Below are 19,098 nucleotides of genomic sequence, written 5' to 3' on the forward strand. Positions count from 1 at the left end.
ATGACAAACCCGATGCAGGCCAAGAAGCGCGCCTTTAGGGATCATAGGGCCAAGCACTTCCTGTTTGAAACGGACGCCGACGGCCGGGTCGCGACGATAACGCTCAATCGTCCGGAAAAGAAGAACCCGCTGACCTTCGAAAGCTACGAGGAGCTTTGCGATCTCTTCCGGTCGCTTGCCCGCGCCAGCGACGTGCGCGCCGTGGTACTGACCGGCGCCGGCGACAACTTCTCCTCCGGCGGAGATGTCTTCGAGATCATCGAGCCACTGACGCACATGTCGATGCCCGATCTGCTCGATTTCACCCGCATGACCGGCGAACTGGTTCGCCAGATCCGCGCCTGCCCGCAGCCCGTCGTCGCCGCCGTCGACGGCATCTGCGCCGGTGCCGGCGCCATCCTGACAATGGCCTCGGATTTCCGTCTGGCAACGCCGGAAGCAAAGACGGCGTTTCTTTTCACCCGCGTCGGGCTCGCCGGTGCCGACATGGGCGCCTGCGGCATTCTTCCTCGCATCATCGGCCAGGGCCGCGCAGCCGAGCTGCTTTTTACCGGCCGGGTGATGACCGCAACCGAAGGCCATGCCTGGGGCTTCTACAATGCTCTGCACGAGCGTCCGTCGCTGCTGGCCGAGGCGCAGAAGTTCGCACGGACCATCGCCGACGGTCCCTGGTTCGCCCATGCGATGACCAAGAAGATGCTCGACCAGGAATGGGCGATGGGCATCGACCAGCTGATTGAAGCGGAAGCCCAGGCCCAGGCGATCTGCATGGCGACCGGCGATTTCCGCCGTGCCTTCGAGGCCTTCGCCGCAAAGGCAAAGCCGGAATTCAAGGGGAACTGAGCATGGGTTCCCACGAGACGGCCCTGCGGCAGCCGACCCGCGACCATCTTGATTGGCCGTTCTTCGACGACAGCCACCGTTACCTTGCCGCTGAGCTGGATGGCTTCGTAGCCCGTGGCGGGCTCGGCGAAATCGATCACTCTGAAGTCGATGCCGCCTGCAAACATCTGGTAGCAGCGCTCGGCGCTGCAGGCACGCTTCGCCATTGCGTGCCGAAGGCATTCGGCGGTGCCAGCGACGAGATCGACAGCCGATCGCTGTGCCTCATCCGCGAGACGCTTGCCTATGCGGACGGCCTTGCCGACTTCGCCTTCGCCATGCAGGGGCTCGGCACCGGCGCGATCAGCCTTTCCGGGTCCGAGGCGCTGAAGCAGGCAGTTCTGCCAAAGGTCGCCGGCGGAGAGTGGATCTCCGCCTTTGCGCTTTCCGAACCCGATGCGGGATCGGATGTTGCGGCGATGGCCTGTGCGGCGCGCCGCGATGGCGACCATTTCGTGCTCGACGGCGAAAAGACCTGGATTTCGAACGGCGGCATCGCCGACGTCTACACGGTATTCGCCCGCACCGGCGAGGCGCCGGGTACCCGCGGCATTTCCGCCTTCGTGGTTTTCGCCGACACACCAGGCTTCACGATCGCCGAACGCATCGAGACGATAGCCCCCCATCCGCTCGCCCGGCTTCGCTTCGACAATTGCCGCATCCCGGAGTCGCAGCTTCTTGGGTCCCCCGGCGAAGGTTTCAAGATCGCCATGCGCACGCTCGACATCTTCCGACCGTCCGTCGCTGCCGCCGCGATCGGCTTTGCCCGTCGCGCCCTCGACGAAGCGGTGTCCCATGCGAGGAACCGCAAGATGTTCGGCGCGACGCTTGCCGACCTGCCGACGGCACAAAGCACGCTCGGCGAGATGGCAACGGCGATCGACGCTGCCGCGCTGCTGACCTGCCGTACCGCATGGCAGCGCGACGTGCAGAAGCGGCCGACCACGCGGGAAGCAGCCATGGCGAAGATGACGGCGACGGAGAACGCGCAATGGGTCATCGACCAGGCGCTGCAGCTCTTCGGCGGCCGCGGCGTGCGCGTCGGCGAAATCACCGAGCGGCTCTATCGCGAGATCCGGGCACTGCGGATCTACGAGGGCGCGACTGAAGTTCAAAAGCTCATCATCGGCCGCGAGCTGATGAAGGGCACGGGACGATAACGAGGGGATGTCGAACATGCATGGTTCGAAGGCGTCATTCGACTGGCAGGATCCGTTCAATCTGGATGCGCAGTTGACCGAAGAAGAACGCATGGTGCGGCACACCGCCCAAAGCTATGCCGAAGACCGGCTTGCGCCTCGCGTCCAGGAGGCCTTCCGGCACGAAAAGACCGATCCGTCGATTTTCGCCGAGATGGGCGAGCTCGGCCTGCTCGGTCCCATGGTCTCCGAGGAATACGGCGGCGCCGGCCTCAACTACGTCTCCTACGGCCTGATTGCCCGTGAGATCGAACGCATCGACAGCGGCTACCGCTCGATGATGAGCGTACAGTCGTCACTGGTGATCGTGCCGATCTACACCTTCGGCAGCGAGGACCAGAAGCGCAAATACCTGCCGGGCCTGATTGCCGGCACGAAGATCGGCTGCTTCGGCCTTACCGAGCCCGATCATGGTTCCGATCCGGGCTCGATGATCACCAAGGCCAGCAAGCTCGACGGCGGCTACCAGCTCTCAGGATCGAAGACCTGGATCTCCAACGCGCCGATCGCCGACGTCTTCATCGTCTGGGCGAAGACGCCTGACGGTCTGATCCGCGGCTTCATCCTCGAGAAGGGCTGGAAGGGGCTCAGCGCCCCGGCCATCCACGGCAAGGTGGGGCTCCGGGCATCGATCACCGGCCAGATCGTCATGGACGAGGTTTTCGTTCCTGCTGAAAACATGCTGCCTGAGGTCGCCGGGCTAAAGGGGCCGTTCACCTGCCTCAACTCCGCGCGCTTCGGCATCGCCTGGGGCGCCCTTGGTGCGGCGGAATCCTGCTATGAGACGGCACGGCAATACGTCATCGACCGCAAGCAGTTCGGCCGGCCGCTTGCCGCCAACCAGCTGATCCAGAAGAAGCTCGCGGACATGGCGACCGAGATTGCCCTTGGCCTGCAGGGCTGCCTGCGCCTCGGACGCATGAAGGACGAGGGCAACCCGCCGGTCGAACTGACATCGATCCTCAAGCGCAATTCCTGCGGCAAGGCGCTGGAGATCGCCCGAACCGCGCGCGACATGCTCGGCGGCAACGGCATTTCGGACGAGTTTCCGGTGGCCCGTCACCTCGTCAACCTCGAAGTGGTCAACACCTATGAGGGCACGCATGACATCCACGCACTGATCCTCGGTCGCGCCATCACCGGCATCGCCGCTTTCGCAAACTGAGGGCGGAATCCATGTTCAGGGCCAAGAGACCGCTGCGCTTCGGAGACTGCGACCCCTCGGGGATCGCCTACTTCCCGTCCTACCTCAACATTCTCGTTGGGGTGACGGAGGACTTCTTCGCGTCACTCGGCTTTCCCTGGAAGACGATGAACGACGAGCGGCGGATCGGCGTACCGACGGTCCGGCTCGATCTCACCTTCTCGCGTCCGGGCTTCCAGGGCGACGATCTTGAATTCGCGCTTACGGTCCGCAGCGTCGGTCGGTCATCGCTCGACATGGAACACACGGTCTTGGCAAGGGACACGGTGCTCTGGACCGCGAAGCAACGGGTCGTCGCCACCTCGCTCGACAATCACGCCTCATTGCCGTGGCCGGACGACATCCGCGCCGCTCTGACACAACATCTGGAGACGACCGATGCACACCATCCTGCAACCTGAAGGCTGGGCAAAGCCCATCGGCTACGCCAACGGCGTGGCTGCAACGGGCCGTACCGTTTTCGTTGGCGGTCAGATCGGTTGGAACGCGCAATCCGAGTTCGAAACGGACGATTTCGTCGAGCAGGTGCGTCAGACGCTGAAGAACGTCGTCGCGGTGCTTGCAGCCGGCGGCGCGGAGCCACAGCACATCACCACGATGACCTGGTACTTCACCGACAAGCAGGAATATGTCGGCAACCTGCGCGGCATCGGCCAGGCCTATCGCGACATCATCGGCCGGCATTTCCCGGCCATGGCGGCAATGCAGGTGGTGGCACTGGTCGAAGACCGCGCCAAGATCGAGATCCAGGCCACCGCCGTCATTCCCGATTGAGGCCTCCCGACATGACCGAGATCCGTTTTTCGGAGAGCGTTTCCGCCCGTCTCGAAGACGACGTTCTGGTCGTCACCATCGATAACCCGCCCGTAAACGCGCTCTCCGCGCATGTCCGGTCCGGCCTGATGGCGGCGCTCGACCATGCTGCAGAGCTCTCGGCGATCGCAGGCGCCGTGATCACCGGCGCCGGCAACACATTCATCGGTGGAGCGGATATCAAGGAGTTCGGCAAGCCGCCGGTCCAACCGACACTTCCTGACGTGATCGAGCGCATCGAGGCGTTCGGCAAGCCGGTCGTCGCCGCCGTCAACGGCGCGGCGCTTGGCGGCGGCTGCGAAGTGGCGCTCGCCTGCCACGGCCGTATCGCAAGCGAAAAGGCGTCGTTTGGTCTTCCCGAAGTCAAGCTCGGCCTCGTTCCGGGTGCCGGCGGGACGCAACGTTTGCCGCGGCTCATCGGCACGGTCGCGGCGGTCGATCTCATCGGCACGGGGCGCCCCGTCAAGGCGGCCGAAGCAGTGACGCTTGGCCTTGCCGACAGCGTTGCCACCGATCCCGTGTTTGTAGCGCTCGCTTTCGTACAGGAGCAGGCCGGCAGACCGCTCCGCCGCACAGGCATGATCGCCGTGCCGCCGGCGGACGCCTCCGCCATCAGCGCTGCAGAAGCGAAGGTTCTGGCGAAAGCCCGCGGCCAAGCGGCGCCCGGCGAGGCGGTGCGCCTCGTCAAGGCAGCCGGCGAATTCGGCCTGAAGCAAGGACTGAGCGAGGAGCGCGCGACCTTCCTGCGTTTGCGTGATTCGACGGAGTCCGTTGCCCTCCGGCACGTGTTCTTTGCCGAGCGCGCCGCCGGCAAGGTCGAGGGGACCGAGAAGGTATCGCTGCGCAGGATCGAGACGGTCGGAGTGGTCGGCACCGGGCTGATGGGATCCGGCATCGCGGTCTCCGCCTTGATCTCCGGCTACCGCGTGGTCGCACTGGAGCAGACGGAAGAAGGCGCCGCCAGCGGGCGGGCACGTATTGCCGAAACCCTCGACAAGACCGTGCGCTCCGGGCGGCTGACTGCGGCTGGCCGCGACGACTGCCTCACGCGGCTGCAGACGACCGCCGAAGCCGGAGATCTCGCGAATGCCGACCTGGTGATCGAAGCTGTCTTCGACGACTTGGCAATCAAGACCGACCTGTTTCGAAGGCTCGACGGCATCGTCGCGCCCGGCGCCATTCTTGCCACCAATACCAGCTACCTCGATCCCGACGTGATTGCCGCGGCGACGGCCGTTCCGTCGCGGGTGGTCGGTCTGCACTTCTTCTCTCCCGCCAATGTCATGCGGCTTGTCGAAGTGGTCGACTGTGCCGAGACGGCACCCGAGGTGCTGGCGAGCGCGCTTGCCTTTGTGAAACGTCTCGGCAAGTTGCCAGTTGCCTGCGGCGTCACCGAAGGTTTCATCGGCAACCGCGTTTTCTCCGCCTACCGCCGCGAGGCGGAGTTCATGCTGGAGGATGGCGCACTGCCTGAGCAGATCGACGCTGCGCTCGAGGCCTATGGTTTTCCGATGGGCATCTTCGCTGTCAATGACATGACCGGGCTCGAGATCGCCTGGGCGCGGCGCAAGCGCCAGGCCACGACACGGGATCCTGCCGCACGCTACGTCGAGATCGCCGACCGGCTCTGCGAGGCGGGGCGTCTCGGTCGCAAGAGTGGTCGGGGTTGGTATGCCTATCCCGATGGCGAGCGGGCCGTCGATCCCGAGGTCACAGCGGTCATCGAAGCCGCACGAGCAGTGAAGCGCATCACGCCACGCGCATTCACCGCGGAGGAGATCCTGAGCCGGCTTCTGAAGGCCATGGCCGACGAGGGAACGGCGCTGCTCGCCGAAGGCATTGCCGCCCGTCCCGGCGATATCGATCTGGTGCTGATCAACGGTTACGGCTTTCCCGCTCACAAGGGCGGGCCGATGTTCGCCGCAGCGCAAGGCAAGGACGAAGCCCATGGGTGAAGCCTATATCGTCGGCGGCGTCCGCACGCCCATCGGTCGCTACGGCGGCGTGCTCTCGGGCGCCCGCCCGGACGATCTTGCGGCCCATGCGATCCGCGAGGCGCTGGCGCGCGTTTCGTCCGTTCCGGCCGAAGCAATCGACGAGGTTGTTCTTGGCTGCGCGAACCAGGCGGGCGAGGACAACCGCAATGTCGCGCGCATGGCGGCCCTGCTCGCCGGGCTGCCGGAGACGGTTGCCGGAACGACGGTCAACCGGCTCTGTGGGTCGGGACTGGACGCGGTCGGTTACGCCGCCCGCGCGATCCGTCTGGGCGAAGCGGAGATCGTCATCGCCGGTGGCGTCGAGAGCATGTCACGCGCGCCCTTCGTCATGCCCAAGGCCGAAAGCCCGTTCCAGCGCAGCACTGAAATCCATGACACGACGATCGGCTGGCGCTTCGTCAATCCTGTCATGAAAGCCCAATACGGCATCGATTCCATGCCGGAGACCGCAGAAAACGTCGCGGCCGAGTTCTCCATTTCGCGCGAAGACCAGGACGGTTTTGCGCTGCGCAGCCAGGCGCGCGCGGCGGCGGCACAGAAGAGCGGGCGTCTCGCCCGCGAAATCGCGCCCTATCCGATCAAGGGACGCAAGGGCGAGACGACATGGGTCGAGCAAGATGAACACCCGCGCGAGACGACGATCGAAAAGCTTGCCGGTCTGTCGACGCCATTCCGCGCCAACGGCACGGTGACGGCCGGTAATGCCTCCGGCGTCAACGACGGCGCAGCCGCGCTCGTCCTTGCTTCCGGCCAAGCGGTCGAACGCTATGGCCTCCAACCGCTCGCCCGGGTCGAGGGGATGGCAACGGCAGGCGTTCCACCACGCATCATGGGCATCGGCCCGGTGTCTTCGACCCGCAGGCTGCTGGAGCGTCTGAACCTCGCCATCGGCGACATCGAGATCGTCGAACTGAACGAGGCTTTTGCGGCGCAAGCGCTCGCCTGCATGCGGCAGCTTGGGCTCGCCGACGATGCGCCCCACGTCAATCCCAACGGGGGCGCCATCGCGCTCGGGCATCCGCTTGGCATGTCCGGTGCGCGCCTGGCGCTGACGGCGGCCTTGGAGCTTGAGGCGCAAGGAGCGAAGCGTGCGCTCGCTGCCATGTGCATCGGCGTCGGACAGGGCATCTCGATGTTGCTGACGCGGCCTTGATGCGGGTCCCGTAAATAGATCGATGTTCGCCGGCCGATCCGGTCGCCGGAGCGCTTGCTCGCGTGTGACCACGATGCGCAAGCGTATTCCTGACAAATCGCGTCTTGATATTGTTGGCGGAAGCGCCCAACTGATCGACATCGCGCTCCCTCGCACTCCCCACGGGCGCGTCCTGCACTCGAAGCGATAGACGTCAATCTTCAAAGGCTCCCCCATGACCCAGTATCCCGATATCCTCCTTCATATCGACGGCACCTGGCGGCCGGCGCGAACGGGCAAGACCGTTCCCGTCATCGACCCTGCCACAGAGGAAACGATTGGTCAGGTGGCCTGGGCGGAAGTGGCGGATCTGGATGAGGCGCTGAGCGCCGCCCAGAAAGGCTTCCAAGTCTGGCGGGCAACCTCGGCTTTCGATCGGGCAAAGATCATGCGAACGGCAGCGACCCTGCTTCGCGAGCGCGCCGGCGACATCGCCTGGCTGATGACAAGGGAACAGGGCAAGCCGCTGGCCCAGTCCAAGGGCGAAATCCTCAGCGCCGCCGAAATCATCGAGTGGTTTGCCGAGGAAGGAAAGCGTGCCTATGGCCAGATCATTCCGCCGCGCGCGCCTGACGTCACCCAGATGACCGTCAAGCTGCCCGTCGGACCGGTCGCCGCGTTCACGCCCTGGAATTTCCCGATCAACCAGGTCGTGCGCAAGCTGTCCGCTGCGTTGACGACCGGATGCTCGATCATCGTCAAGGCGCCCGAGGAAACACCGGCGTCGCCGGCCGAACTGATCCGGTGCTTCGTCGATGCGGGCATTCCCGCAGGCGTCGTCAACCTCGTCTATGGCGTGCCGGCGGTCATCTCGGAGTATCTGATCTCGCATCCGGTGATCCGCAAGATGTCCTTCACCGGCTCGACCCCGGTCGGCAAGATCCTGGCGGCGCTCGCCGGCCAACACATGAAGCGCGCGACGATGGAACTCGGCGGCCACGCCCCGGTCATCGTCACCGCGGACGCCGACATCGGGCAGGCCGTCGCGATCATGTCCGGCAGCAAGTATCGCAATGCCGGCCAGGTCTGCGTGTCGCCGACCCGCTTCCTGGTGCAGGAACGGGTGGCGGATCAGTTCCTTGAAGGTTTCGTCGCCGCATCGCGGAAGATCAAGGTCGGTAACGGCCTTGAGACCGGCATCGACATGGGGCCGTTGGCCAACGAGCGGCGCATCCCGGCGATCGAAAGCCTGGTCGCCGACGCTGTTGAACATGGCGGCCGGCTGGCAACCGGCGGCCATCGTATCGGCAACCGGGGCTATTTCTTCGAGCCGACGGTGCTTGCCGACGTGCCGCTCAGCGCCCGCATCATGAATGACGAACCCTTCGGCCCCGTTTCCATCATCAACCGCTTCGGCGATCTCGATGAGGCGATCAACGAGGCCAATCGCCTGCCGTTCGGACTTGCCGCCTACGCCTTCACGGGCTCCGAGCGAAGCGCCCATCGCCTCGCGAGCGAAGTCGAGAGCGGAATGATTTCCATCAACCATCTCGGCCTGGCCTTGCCTGAAGTGCCCTTCGGCGGCATCAAGGATTCCGGCTACGGCACCGAAGGCGGCTCCGAAGCGATCGAAGCCTATCTGGAAACCCGCTTCGTCACGCGCAAGAGCGTATAACTGCGCAATCCACTCCCGCGCGCCCGGCGCGCGGGAGATGCTGTCTGTCACTCATCAGGGGCAAAAGGGCGACCAGCAGAAGTCGCAATCGTAAATTTACTCCCCTGTTACGAAGTTTGCTCACCATCGGACGCATGGCATGATGCCTATGGGAGAGCACGATGGGTTATGATTGGGATGGCGCCCGCGGGCGTCGCATCAAGATCGCGCGATTTGGCACGGCCGTCGCTCTGGCAACCCTGTTGGTGTCAGTCGCCGCACAGGTCGTGGCCCGGGCAATCTAGACAACATGGCTTGCCCTGTTCGACGCACCGAGGGCCAGGGCGAAGATTTCCAAAGACGGTGACCGATAATCCCGGATCTCCTTCCTGAGATCGAAATTCCCACCGTCCACGGCTCTGACCACAATCTGTCGGAGCGGCATCGCAGGCTGGTGAAAGCCCGGCCTGCCGGGTTTTCAGCGGCGATCGAAGCTGATACGTTCCATTTTTGTTCCGAGTCCTTTTGCTTCGCGCGAATGGTTTAGATGCCGAGACCCGGAATCCGTGAATTCTTTCAAGCAGATGCCGCGGAACGAAGAATTCGGAAATCTTGCCGAGAACACCTGGATACGTATGAGCGCCGCCTATCTCGAAAAACTGAATGACCGCCAGCGCGAGGCGGTGGTGCACGGCGTGGGCTTGCCGCAGGGCCAGCTCGGCCGCCCTCTGCTGATCATCGCCGGTGCCGGTTCGGGTAAGACGAACACGCTCGCCCACAGGGTGGGACATCTGATCGTCAACGGCGCCGATCCGCGCCGCATTCTGCTGATGACCTTTTCCCGCCGCGCCGCCGCGGAAATGACGCGGCGGGTCGGGCGCATCTGCCGCCAGGTGCTCGGCGACAATGCCGCCGTCATGACGGATGCGCTTTCCTGGGCCGGCACGTTCCACGGGATCGGTGCGCGGATTCTCAGGATCTATGCCGAACAGATCGGCCTTGGCGCGGATTTCACCATCCATGACCGCGAAGACAGCGCCGATCTCATGAACCTCGTCCGCCACGAGCTCGGTTTCTCCAAGATGGAAAGCCGCTTCCCGACAAAGGGCACGTGCCTTGCGATCTACTCGCGGGTCGTGAATTCGGAAAGCGCGATCATCGACGTCTTGAAGACGGCCTATCCTTGGGCCGTGAGCTGGGAACAGCAATTGAAGGAACTGTTTGCCGGCTATGTCGAGGCCAAGCAGGCGCAGAACGTGCTCGACTACGACGATCTCCTCCTCTACTGGGCCCAGATGGTTTGCGATGCCGAATTGGCGCAGGACATCAGCAGCCGTTTCGACCACATCCTGGTCGATGAGTATCAGGACACGAACCGCCTTCAGGCCTCGATCCTGCTGTCGCTCAAACCCGAGGGCCATGGCCTGACCGTCGTCGGAGACGACGCCCAGTCGATCTATTCCTTCCGGGCCGCGACGGTCCGCAACATCCTCGATTTCCCGAATGCGTTTTCGCCGGAGCCCGCCGACGTCATAACACTCGATCAAAACTATCGCTCGACCCAGCCGATTCTCGCTGCCGCCAACGGCGTCATCGGGCTTGCACGGGAACGGTTCACCAAGAACCTCTGGACCGACAGGCAGTCGGAACAGCGCCCTCAGCTTGTCACCGTCAAGGACGAGGCGGATCAGGCCGCCTACATCGTCGAGCAGGTTCTCGCCAATCGCGAGGTCGGCATTGCGCTGAAGCAGCAAGCCGTGCTGTTTCGCTCCGCCAACCACAGCGGCACGCTCGAGGTCGAGCTCACCCGTCGCAACATTCCCTTCGTGAAGTTTGGCGGTCTCAAGTTCCTCGACAGCGCCCATGTCAAGGATCTTCTGGCGACCTTGCGTTTCGCACAGAACCCGCGTGACCGCGTCGCCGGTTTCCGGCTGCTGCAGATGCTGCCCGGGATCGGCCCGCAGACGGCAGGCAAGATCCTGGACGCGATCGCCGCCGATCCGGAACCGCTCGCAGCGCTCGCGGAAATCCCGGCGCCACCCAAGACCGGCGAGGATTGGGCACGCTTCGTCGAACTCGTGTCCGCTCTGCGCAAGGCCGAAACGGGATGGCCGGGGGAAATCGCGACCGCGCGCGCCTGGTACGAACCGCACCTCGATCGCATCCACGAAGACGCCGAAACGCGCAAGGCCGATCTCGTGCAACTCGAACAGATTGCCGGCGGCTACCAGAACCGGGAACGCTTCCTGACCGAGCTGACGCTCGACCCTCCGGATGCCACCAGCGACCAGGCAGGCGTGCCGCTGCTCGACGAGGACTACCTGATCCTGTCGACCATACATTCGGCCAAGGGACAGGAATGGCGTTCGGTCTTCATGCTCAATGTCGTTGACGGCTGCATCCCGTCCGACCTTGGCGTCGGCACGACGGCCGAACTCGAAGAGGAGCGAAGGCTGCTTTATGTCGGCATGACGCGGGCGCGCGACCATCTCGCACTGGTGACGCCGCAGAGGTTCTTCACTTACGGCCAGAACAGCCAAGGCGACCGGCACGTCTACGCGTCGCGAACCCGTTTCATTCCAGCAACGCTGCTGCAGTTCTTCGAGACGACGAACTGGCCGAAGGTCTCGGCAGCCGCCGGCGAGCGCAGCGCCAAGCAGATCCGCATCGACGTCGGCGCCCGGATGCGGTCCATGTGGAAGTAGGGGGGTTTAGCGGCCGCGATCTTCGGCCTCCGAACCGACTGCTTGTCTACCCGAAATTGCGCCTGTAGGTCGCCGCGATCAACGTCTCGGCCGCAGCGGCCGCCGTCTCGCCGTCGCGTGCTTCGATGGCTGACAGGATCGCCTCATGCTGGGCCAGCGACTGGCCGAAGCCACCCGAAGCCGCCATCGTCTTCGGAATGCTGATCGACAGCGCTGCCCGGATGACGGATGCGACGGGTAGCAGAAAGCGGTTGTGCGCCGCCTGGAAGATCTGCAGGTGGAAGGCGATATCGGCCTCGATCGCCTCTTCGACACGCACACCCCCTTCCGCCATGCGCTGGAAGGCGGCGCGTATCTCTGCATGTTCGGCGGCCGAGCCGCGCCTTGCCGCAAGCCGTGCGGCGAGCGGTTCGATCGACAGGCGGATTTCGAACAGCTCTTCGGCAAGCGCCTCCTGGTCTTCGGCATCGCCCTGCCAGGAGAGCACGACGGGATCGAGCGTGTTCCAATGTTCCGCCGCGCGCACGCGGGTTCCAAGCCGGGGTTTTGCCTCGATGAAGCCCTTGGTCGAAAGGATCTTTAGCGCTTCGCGCAACGTCGTGCGGCTGACCCCGAGCGTCGCCAGCATATCGGCTTCCTTCGGCAGGGTATCGCCGACCTTCAACTCTCCGAGCGTGATGCGGCGGCCGATATCGCCGGCAATGCGGGCCGGCAGACCGCGATCCTCCCGAGCGATTGCCTTCATGCGCCCTCTCCAAATGCGTCTCGGCTTCGTTCATAGACGGTCGCCCCCGTCAGGAAAAGCCACCCATCGCGGCCGCATAGCGACGGGTCATCTCCAAACCAATCTGGGTCGGGCGCATAGCCGGCGAACGATCGTGGATTGCGATACCCGCCCGCTCGCCGAAAAGACGTTTGCCGTAGCAAAGCAGCGTCTCGATGCCCTGCATGGTGAAGACCACGCCCGGCAGCATCTGCCGATAGGCTTCTTCCGCGCGCTCGTCCCAACCATCCGCGAAGAACTCGTAGGCGCGTACGGCGTAATCGATCGAGTCCGGCGCCAGGATCAGGCCATGACAACCGATACGCAGGTTTTCCAGCAATTCCAGCCCCGCGCGTCCGTTGAACACGGGCAACCGTCCCTCGGTCACTTCGATCAGATGGGCGATATCCACGACCGGCCCTTCGCCCTTGACCAGCCGGATGTTCGGATGCTGACGCACGAGATCGCGGATATCGGCGGCCGTCAGCCCACGGCCCATCAGGGCCGGCGCATTCTGGATCGCGAGCGGCAGATCGGTCCGGTCGGCGACGCGTCCGAAAAAGCGAATGTACTCTGCGGCAGAATACTGCCCGACCATCGGCGGCTGAAGGATCAGCCAGTCGGCGCCGACCGCCGTCGCGTGTCGCGCCTGGCGCACCTGTTCCTCAACCGATGCCCCAAAGATCGTCAAAGCGACGGGCACGCGTCCGGCCGTATCCTCGACCAGCCATTCCATAATCGCCATGCGCTCGACCTCGTCGAGCTTGGAGGCTTCGGTTGCAAGTCCGAGCCCGGCCATACCATGCACCCCACTTTGCAGACAGATTTCCGTCTGCAGCCGCATGGCAGTGCGGTCGAGCTGTTCCTGTTCGTTAAACAGCGCGTAGAGGATGGCGTGAATGCCATGGAGGCTTTCGATGCGAAAGTCGTTCACTTCCGCCTCCTCAATGGCTCTCGCGAGGAACCGCGTGACCGCGGCTGCCGATGAGGAAATCGAGGTCCGCGCCGGTGTCGGCCTGCATGACCCGCTCGACATAAAGACCCTGGTAGCCGCCGACCATATCCGGTGCAGGCGGAGTCCACGCCGCCCGTCGAAGCGCCAGCTCTTCGTCGCTGACGTCGAGATGGAGGCGGCGGCCGGCAACGTCGAGTTCGATCCAGTCGCCGTCCCGTACCAGTGCGAGGGTCCCGCCGACCGCAGCTTCCGGCGCCGTGTGGAGAACGACCGTTCCAAAGGCCGTGCCCGACATGCGCGCGTCCGAAATCCTGATCATGTCGCGCACGCCCTTTTTCAGTAGCTTCTGCGGCAGCGCCATGTTGCCGACCTCGGCCATGCCCGGATAGCCCTTCGGGCCGCAGTTCTTCAGCACCATGATCGAGCTTTCATCGATATCGAGGTCCGGGTCATCGATCCACGCCTTGTAGTGATCGATCGTCTCGAACACGACGGCGCGGCCACGGTGCTGCATCAAAGCCGGCGTTGCTGCGGAAGGCTTGATGATCGCGCCCTTTGGGGCAAGGTTGCCGCGCAGTACCGCAATGCCGCCGCTCGGTGTCAAAGCGCGATCGAGGGGCAGGATGACGTCATCGTTGTCGTTCTCGACACCTTCGATGTTGGTTCCGACACTTTGTCCTGTCACCGTCAAGGCATCGAGATTGAGGAGGCCCGCGATCTCTTTCATGACCACGGGCAGTCCACCGGCATAATGGAAGTCTTCCATCAGGTAGCGGCCTGACGGCATCAGGTTGAGGATGGTCGGCACATCGCGGCCGAACCGGTCCCAATCGTCGAGCGACAGTTCCGTGCCGATCCGTCCGGCAATCGCCAGAAGGTGCACGACCGCGTTGGTCGAACCGCCGATCGCACCATTGACGCGGATGGCATTGGCGAAAGCGTCACGGGTGAGGATCTTCGACAACCGCAGGTCCTCGGCGACCATCTGGACGATCCGCCGCCCGGTCAGCCGCGCCAGCCGCGCGCGCCCGGCATCAACTGCCGGACAGGCGGCATTGCCCGGAAGCGCAAGGCCGAGGGCCTCTACCATGGAGGCCATGGTAGAGGCGGTACCCATCGTCATGCAGTGCCCGGGCGAGCGCGACATGGCGCTTTCGGCCGCCATGAAATCCTGTTGCGACATGACGCCGGCCCGCACATCCTCGGAGAACTTCCAGACATCGGTGCCCGAACCGATGGTTCGGCCCTTGAGGCGGCCGTTCAGCATCGGCCCACCGGAAATGACGATCGAAGGCTGGTCACAAGAAGCAGCCCCCATGACAAGCGAGGGCGTGGTCTTGTCGCAGCCCGCCATCAGCACAACGCCATCGATCGGATTGCCGCGGATCGCCTCCTCGACATCCATCGACGCGAGGTTGCGGAAGAGCATTGCCGTCGGGCGCAGATTGGACTCGCCGCAGGAAAACACCGGAAATTCCAGTGGCAGGCCGCCCGCCTCGAGCACGCCCGCCTTGATGTGCTCGACCAGCCCCCGGAAATGCGCGTTGCAGGGCGTCAGTTCCGAGAAGGTGTTGCAGATCCCGATCACCGGTCGGCCGTCAAAGACATCGTCGGGCAATCCGTTGTTCTTCATCCAGCTACGGTGAATGAACGCGTCCTTGTCCAGCCCGCCAAACCAATGCTGCGATCGCAATTTCCTGGTCACTTGCCCCTCCGACGCATCGACAGCCTCACTCGGTGCCGCCTCTTATTTCTCATATAATCGGAGTTATTATTGGTCAAGCGGATAGGCCGACGTTCGAACGCAAAGAAAAACCTCCGACGCAGGGGCGCCGGAGGTCACATCAAACTCGAATAGATGGGCCGCCGTCTCAGGGATGATGCAGCACGCTCATGCCGCCATCCACGGTCAGGCAGGTGGAGTTCATGAACGGGCATTCGTCCGAAATCATGAAGAGCGCCGCCTTGGCGATCTCCTCCGGGCTGGCGATGCGTCCGCCGGGATGGAGCTTCATCGTTTCGGCTTCCGCGGCGACCGGATCGGGAAACGAGTTCCAGTATTCGACGGCCTTTTGCGTGCGCACGTAGCCAGGCGCCAGTGCATTCACCCGCACCCCCTGCCCGGCATATTCGAGGCCGAGCGCCTTGGTCATGCCGAGAAGCGCATGCTTGGCGACCGGATAGGGGAATGTGTGCGGGATGATGGTGAAGGCATGGGTCGAGGCGATGTTGAGGATGACGCCACCGCCGGCCGCGATCATGCCCGGCAGCACGGCCTTGCTGCAGTTCCACGCGCCCTTGAGGTTGATGTCGAAACAGCGCTGCCAGTCGGCATCGGAGAGTTTCAGGGGCTCGAAGAACACGTTGACGCCGGCATTGTTGACCAACGCATTCGGCTGGCCGATCTCGCGGCTAGCCGTGGCAACGGCCCGTTCGATGGCGTCCGCATCCGCGATGTCGGCCGTGGTGTAGCCGACCGTTCCGCCCGACGCGCGAAGCCGCTCGGCCTCGGTCGCCAGCAGATCACCGTCGCGGTCGAGGAGAAAAAGGCTTGCTCCTTCCGCGAGGAAGGTCCCGGCGATGGCGAGGCCGATCCCTTGAGCCGCCCCAGTGATGACGACGCGTTTTCCTTCGAGACGGCCCGCCATGTCAGTGCTCCTCACCACTCGGCGACGCTGCCGTCGGCATGGCGCCAGATCGGGTTGCGCCAGCGATGGCCTTCCTTCGCGCGTTCGATGACGTACTGCTCGTCCACCTCGATGCCGAGGCCCGGTCCTTGCGGGATCGAGACGAAGCCATCAGCGTAGTGGAAGACTTCCTTGTTCGAGATGTAATCGAGAATATCGTTGCCCGTGTTGTAGTGGATGCCGAGGCTCTGCTCCTGGATGAAGGCGTTGTAGCTGACGGCGTCGACCTGGAGGCAGGCGGCAAGCGCGATTGGCCCGAGCGGGCAATGCGGGGCCAGTGCCACGTCATAGGCTTCGGCCATCGCCGCGATCTTGCGGCACTCGGTGATGCCGCCGGCATGCGACAGGTCGGGCTGCAGAATGTCGACATAACCGTCTGCCAGAACCGACTTGAAATCCCAGCGGGAATAGAGCCGCTCGCCAAGCGCAATCGGCGTCGAGCAATGGTTGGCGATTTCCTTCAGCGCCTCGCGGTTTTCCGAAAGCACCGGCTCCTCGATGAACATCAGGTTGAAAGGCTGCAGTTCCTTCGCCAGCACCTTGGCCATCGGCCGGTGCACCCGGCCATGGAAATCGACGCCGATGCCGATATGCGGGCCGATCGCCTCACGGATCGTCGCGATCGTCTCGACTGCCTTTTCGACCTTTTCCCACGTGTCGACGATCTGCATCTCCTCGCAGCCGTTGAGCTTGATTGCCTTGAAGCCGCGGGCGACCACGTCGCGCGCATTGTTGGCGACGTCGGACGGACGGTCGCCGCCGATCCAGGAATAGACCTTGATGCGGTCACGCACCTGACCGCCGAGCAGCGCATGGATCGGCTGGCCATAGGCCTTGCCCTTGATGTCCCAGAGCGCCTGGTCGATGCCGGCAATCGCCGACATGTGAACCGCGCCGCCGCGGTAAAAGCCACCGCGGTACATGACCTGCCAATGATCCTCGATCAGCAGCGGATCCTTGCCGATCAGGTAGTCCGAGAGCTCGTTGACCGCGGCTTCGACAGTCAAGGCACGCCCTTCGACGACCGGCTCGCCCCAGCCGACGATACCCTCGTCGGTCTCGATCTTCAGAAACAGCCAACGCGGCGGGACGATATAGGTGGTGAGCTTGGTGATCTTCATGGTGCGATATCCGCTGGGTGGAACAAGGCGGCGACGGCCGCCCGAGAAAGGTTTCAGCGCGCCGGGGCGGGCCGGTGACGTTCGACGGCGACCTTGAGGTCACGTGCCGCAAGGTCCAGCATGCGCATGGAACAGTCGCGCGCCCGCGCCTTGTCGCGCACGCGCAGCGCCTCGACCAGTTCGCCATGGATGTCGATCGCTTCATCGCGGCGCTCGGCGACTTCGTTCGAGGCGTGCAGCGAGAACTTCAGCGCCGCCTGGATGATGCCGACGAGTTGCAGAAACACCTGGTTGTGGCTGGCCTTGAGCAGGCAGGTGTGAAAGGCAACGTCGGCATCGGTGAAACCAATGACGTCGCGCTCACCGTCGCGCATCGCCTGCCAGGCGCGCTCGAGATCGGCGATCTCCTGGACGGTCGCGCGTTCGGCGGCAAACTCCGCCGCAGCCGGCTCAATTGCCCGGCGCGCTTCCAGAACACAATTCAACAGGTCGAACTCGAAGATGCGCTCGCCGATCCATTCAAGCACCTGCGAATCGAGGATGTTCCAATCGTCCTTGTTGCAGACGATCGTGCCCACGCGCGAACGGCCACGGACCATGCCCTTCGATTCAAGGACCTTCAATGTTTCACGGATGACGGTCCGGCTGACGCCATAGCGTTCGCAAAGGTCGTTCTCACGCGGCAGGTAGGAGCCGACAGGAAAGACATCGGCGCAGATGTCCGAGGCGATCGCTCGCGTCACGTTCTTCTGGACGCGTGGGCGGCGCTGCCCGCGCTCTTCCATGCCGCTCCCCTCTTCCTGCTGCTCCACCACAATCTCCTCCCCTGCGCATCTCCCAACCGTTGCTTAACGCAGACGCCGGGACGCGACAACGCGCCGAAGCTCGTTGCTATCGTTATACATCACTATCTCATTCATCATACAAAGGCAATTGACGAATATGATGATTCATCATACACAAATGCTCACTGCAGGAGGCAGTTCACCAGGGAGAGACATCATGCGCTTTATCAAGGCAGCCATTCTGGCTGGTACCGTCGCCGTGTTTGCGGCCACCTCGGCCTTTGCTGCCGACGTCAAGATCGGCTTCATCGTCAAACAGCCGGAAGAGCCGTGGTTCCAGGACGAATGGAAGTTCGCCGACGTCGCCGCCAAGGAAAAGGGCTTCACGCTCGTCAAGATCGGCGCCGAAGACGGCGAGAAGGTCCAGTCGGCGATCGACAACCTCGGCGCCCAGGGCGCACAGGGCTTCATCGTCTGCACGCCCGACGTCAAGCTTGGCCCCGGCATCGTCGCCAAGGCTGCCGCCAACGAACTCAAGCTGATGACCGTCGACGACCGGCTGGTCAATGCCGATGGCAGCCCGATCGAAGACGTGCCGCACATGGGCATCTCAGCGACGAAGATCGGCGAGGCCGTCGGCCAGGCTCTCGTCGACGAGATCAAGAAGCGCGGCTGGGACATGAAGGACGTCGGCGCGATCCGCGTTTCCTACGACCAACTCCCGACCGCCGTCGACCGCGTCGAAGGCGCGCTCTCGGTGCTCAAGGCCAACGGCTTCCCGGAAGCCAACATCTTCGACGCGCCGCAGGCAAAAACTGACACCGAGGCCGCACTCAACGCCTCGACGATCGTGCTCAACAAGAATGCCGGCATCAAGAAGTGGGTCGCAATCGGCCTCAATGACGAAGCCGTGCTTGGCGCCGTGCGCGCGACCGAGACGGTCGGCATTCCCGCCGACAGCATGATTGGCGTCGGCATCGGCGGTGCGGATTCGGCCATCAACGAATTCAAGAAGCCCTCGGCCACCGGCTTCTTCGGCACTGTCATCATCTCGCCGAAGCGTCACGGCTACGAGACCGCGCTCAACATGTATGAGTGGATCGCCAACGGCAAGGAGCCGGAAAAGCTGACCCTGACGGCCGGCCAGCTTGCGCTTCGCGACAACTACGAAGCGGTGCGCAAGGATCTCGGCATCGAGTAA

17 protein-coding genes are annotated in these 19,098 nt (G+C 63.8%); 11 read left to right on the forward strand and 6 right to left on the reverse strand.

Going from position 1 to position 19,098, the window contains the following annotated elements; translation table 11 throughout:
• The 10 genes from PWG15_RS31000 to PWG15_RS31045 all read left to right on the forward strand — a co-directional run bounded on the left by PWG15_RS31000 (nucleotide 1) and on the right by PWG15_RS31045 (nucleotide 11,586).
• Nucleotides 1-843, forward strand: coding sequence for an enoyl-CoA hydratase family protein (locus PWG15_RS31000; protein ID WP_275025412.1), 843 nt, complete (start codon nucleotides 1-3; stop codon nucleotides 841-843).
• 2 nt (nucleotides 844-845) lie between these two features.
• Nucleotides 846-2,042 (forward strand): acyl-CoA dehydrogenase family protein, encoded by a 1,197-nt coding sequence (locus PWG15_RS31005; RefSeq protein ID WP_275025413.1) that lies wholly within the window; start codon nucleotides 846-848, stop codon nucleotides 2,040-2,042.
• 16 nt (nucleotides 2,043-2,058) lie between these two features.
• A complete protein-coding gene (locus PWG15_RS31010) occupies nucleotides 2,059-3,246 on the forward strand; it encodes an acyl-CoA dehydrogenase (protein WP_275025414.1) in 1,188 nt (395 codons plus the stop codon).
• An 11-nt stretch (nucleotides 3,247-3,257) separates the two neighbouring features.
• Nucleotides 3,258-3,686 (forward strand): acyl-CoA thioesterase, encoded by a 429-nt coding sequence (locus PWG15_RS31015; protein WP_275025415.1) that lies wholly within the window; start codon nucleotides 3,258-3,260, stop codon nucleotides 3,684-3,686.
• Nucleotides 3,664-4,059 carry a RidA family protein gene (locus PWG15_RS31020; protein ID WP_275025416.1) on the forward strand — a complete coding sequence of 132 codons (396 nt, stop codon included), beginning with the start codon at nucleotides 3,664-3,666 and terminating at the stop codon, nucleotides 4,057-4,059. Before PWG15_RS31015 ends, PWG15_RS31020 begins: the two co-directional genes overlap by 23 nt.
• 11 nt (nucleotides 4,060-4,070) lie before the next feature.
• On the forward strand, nucleotides 4,071-6,053 hold the full coding sequence (locus PWG15_RS31025) for a 3-hydroxyacyl-CoA dehydrogenase NAD-binding domain-containing protein (protein ID WP_275025417.1): 1,983 nt from the start codon (nucleotides 4,071-4,073) through the stop codon (nucleotides 6,051-6,053).
• Entirely contained in the window at nucleotides 6,046-7,248 is a 1,203-nt protein-coding gene (gene pcaF, locus PWG15_RS31030; RefSeq protein WP_275025418.1) for a 3-oxoadipyl-CoA thiolase, read from the forward strand. The genes PWG15_RS31025 and pcaF overlap by 8 nt, the downstream gene beginning before the upstream one ends.
• A gap of 214 nt (nucleotides 7,249-7,462) precedes the next feature.
• A complete protein-coding gene (locus PWG15_RS31035; RefSeq protein ID WP_275025419.1) occupies nucleotides 7,463-8,902 on the forward strand; it encodes an NAD-dependent succinate-semialdehyde dehydrogenase in 1,440 nt (479 codons plus the stop codon).
• 161 nt (nucleotides 8,903-9,063) lie between these two features.
• Nucleotides 9,064-9,186 (forward strand): hypothetical protein, encoded by a 123-nt coding sequence (locus PWG15_RS31040; protein ID WP_275025420.1) that lies wholly within the window; start codon nucleotides 9,064-9,066, stop codon nucleotides 9,184-9,186.
• A 330-nt stretch (nucleotides 9,187-9,516) separates the two neighbouring features.
• A complete protein-coding gene (locus tag PWG15_RS31045) occupies nucleotides 9,517-11,586 on the forward strand; it encodes an ATP-dependent helicase (RefSeq protein ID WP_275027277.1) in 2,070 nt (689 codons plus the stop codon).
• A 46-nt stretch (nucleotides 11,587-11,632) separates the two neighbouring features.
• Here PWG15_RS31045 and PWG15_RS31050 read toward each other — a convergent pair whose 3' ends face one another.
• The 6 genes from PWG15_RS31050 to PWG15_RS31075 all read right to left on the reverse strand — a co-directional run bounded on the left by PWG15_RS31050 (nucleotide 11,633) and on the right by PWG15_RS31075 (nucleotide 17,897).
• On the reverse strand, nucleotides 11,633-12,331 hold the full coding sequence (locus PWG15_RS31050) for a FadR/GntR family transcriptional regulator (RefSeq protein ID WP_275025421.1): 699 nt from the start codon (nucleotides 12,329-12,331) through the stop codon (nucleotides 11,633-11,635).
• A 49-nt stretch (nucleotides 12,332-12,380) separates the two neighbouring features.
• Nucleotides 12,381-13,283, reverse strand: coding sequence for a dihydrodipicolinate synthase family protein (locus PWG15_RS31055; protein ID WP_275025423.1), 903 nt, complete (start codon nucleotides 13,281-13,283; stop codon nucleotides 12,381-12,383).
• A 10-nt stretch (nucleotides 13,284-13,293) separates the two neighbouring features.
• Complete coding sequence (locus tag PWG15_RS31060; RefSeq protein ID WP_275025424.1) at nucleotides 13,294-15,009, reverse strand: IlvD/Edd family dehydratase; 1,716 nt, start codon at nucleotides 15,007-15,009, stop codon at nucleotides 13,294-13,296.
• A gap of 166 nt (nucleotides 15,010-15,175) precedes the next feature.
• Nucleotides 15,176-15,952 carry an SDR family oxidoreductase gene (locus tag PWG15_RS31065; protein ID WP_275025425.1) on the reverse strand — a complete coding sequence of 259 codons (777 nt, stop codon included), beginning with the start codon at nucleotides 15,950-15,952 and terminating at the stop codon, nucleotides 15,176-15,178.
• Nucleotides 15,953-15,963: 11 nt separating this feature from the next.
• Complete coding sequence (dgoD, locus tag PWG15_RS31070; protein ID WP_275025427.1) at nucleotides 15,964-17,112, reverse strand: galactonate dehydratase; 1,149 nt, start codon at nucleotides 17,110-17,112, stop codon at nucleotides 15,964-15,966.
• A gap of 53 nt (nucleotides 17,113-17,165) precedes the next feature.
• Nucleotides 17,166-17,897, reverse strand: a complete 732-nt coding sequence (locus tag PWG15_RS31075) for a FadR/GntR family transcriptional regulator (RefSeq protein ID WP_275027278.1) — start codon at nucleotides 17,895-17,897, stop codon at nucleotides 17,166-17,168.
• Between the two features lie 217 nt (nucleotides 17,898-18,114).
• Between PWG15_RS31075 and PWG15_RS31080 the strand changes: the two genes are divergently transcribed.
• Nucleotides 18,115-19,098: an arabinose ABC transporter substrate-binding protein gene (locus PWG15_RS31080; protein ID WP_275025428.1), complete on the forward strand. Its 984-nt coding sequence runs from the start codon at nucleotides 18,115-18,117 to the stop codon at nucleotides 19,096-19,098.

The organism is Ensifer adhaerens (genome assembly GCF_028993555.1).
GTDB classification, from domain to species: domain Bacteria; phylum Pseudomonadota; class Alphaproteobacteria; order Rhizobiales; family Rhizobiaceae; genus Ensifer; species Ensifer adhaerens_I.

Coding starts and splice junctions, on each gene's coding strand:
- PWG15_RS31005 (WP_275025413.1), top strand. CDS start 846: ATGGGTTCCCACGAGACGGCCCTGCGGCAGCCGACCCGCGACCATCTT.
- PWG15_RS31015 (WP_275025415.1), top strand. CDS start 3,258: ATGTTCAGGGCCAAGAGACCGCTGCGCTTCGGAGACTGCGACCCCTCG.
- PWG15_RS31020 (WP_275025416.1), top strand. CDS start 3,664: ATGCACACCATCCTGCAACCTGAAGGCTGGGCAAAGCCCATCGGCTAC.
- dgoD (WP_275025427.1), bottom strand. CDS start 17,112: ATGAAGATCACCAAGCTCACCACCTATATCGTCCCGCCGCGTTGGCTG.
- PWG15_RS31035 (WP_275025419.1), top strand. CDS start 7,463: ATGACCCAGTATCCCGATATCCTCCTTCATATCGACGGCACCTGGCGG.
- PWG15_RS31080 (WP_275025428.1), top strand. CDS start 18,115: ATGCGCTTTATCAAGGCAGCCATTCTGGCTGGTACCGTCGCCGTGTTT.
- PWG15_RS31025 (WP_275025417.1), top strand. CDS start 4,071: ATGACCGAGATCCGTTTTTCGGAGAGCGTTTCCGCCCGTCTCGAAGAC.
- PWG15_RS31040 (WP_275025420.1), top strand. CDS start 9,064: ATGGGTTATGATTGGGATGGCGCCCGCGGGCGTCGCATCAAGATCGCG.
- PWG15_RS31010 (WP_275025414.1), top strand. CDS start 2,059: ATGCATGGTTCGAAGGCGTCATTCGACTGGCAGGATCCGTTCAATCTG.
- PWG15_RS31075 (WP_275027278.1), bottom strand. CDS start 17,897: ATGGAAGAGCGCGGGCAGCGCCGCCCACGCGTCCAGAAGAACGTGACG.
- PWG15_RS31050 (WP_275025421.1), bottom strand. CDS start 12,331: ATGAAGGCAATCGCTCGGGAGGATCGCGGTCTGCCGGCCCGCATTGCC.
- pcaF (WP_275025418.1), top strand. CDS start 6,046: ATGGGTGAAGCCTATATCGTCGGCGGCGTCCGCACGCCCATCGGTCGC.
- PWG15_RS31045 (WP_275027277.1), top strand. CDS start 9,517: ATGAGCGCCGCCTATCTCGAAAAACTGAATGACCGCCAGCGCGAGGCG.
- PWG15_RS31000 (WP_275025412.1), top strand. CDS start 1: ATGACAAACCCGATGCAGGCCAAGAAGCGCGCCTTTAGGGATCATAGG.
- PWG15_RS31065 (WP_275025425.1), bottom strand. CDS start 15,952: ATGGCGGGCCGTCTCGAAGGAAAACGCGTCGTCATCACTGGGGCGGCT.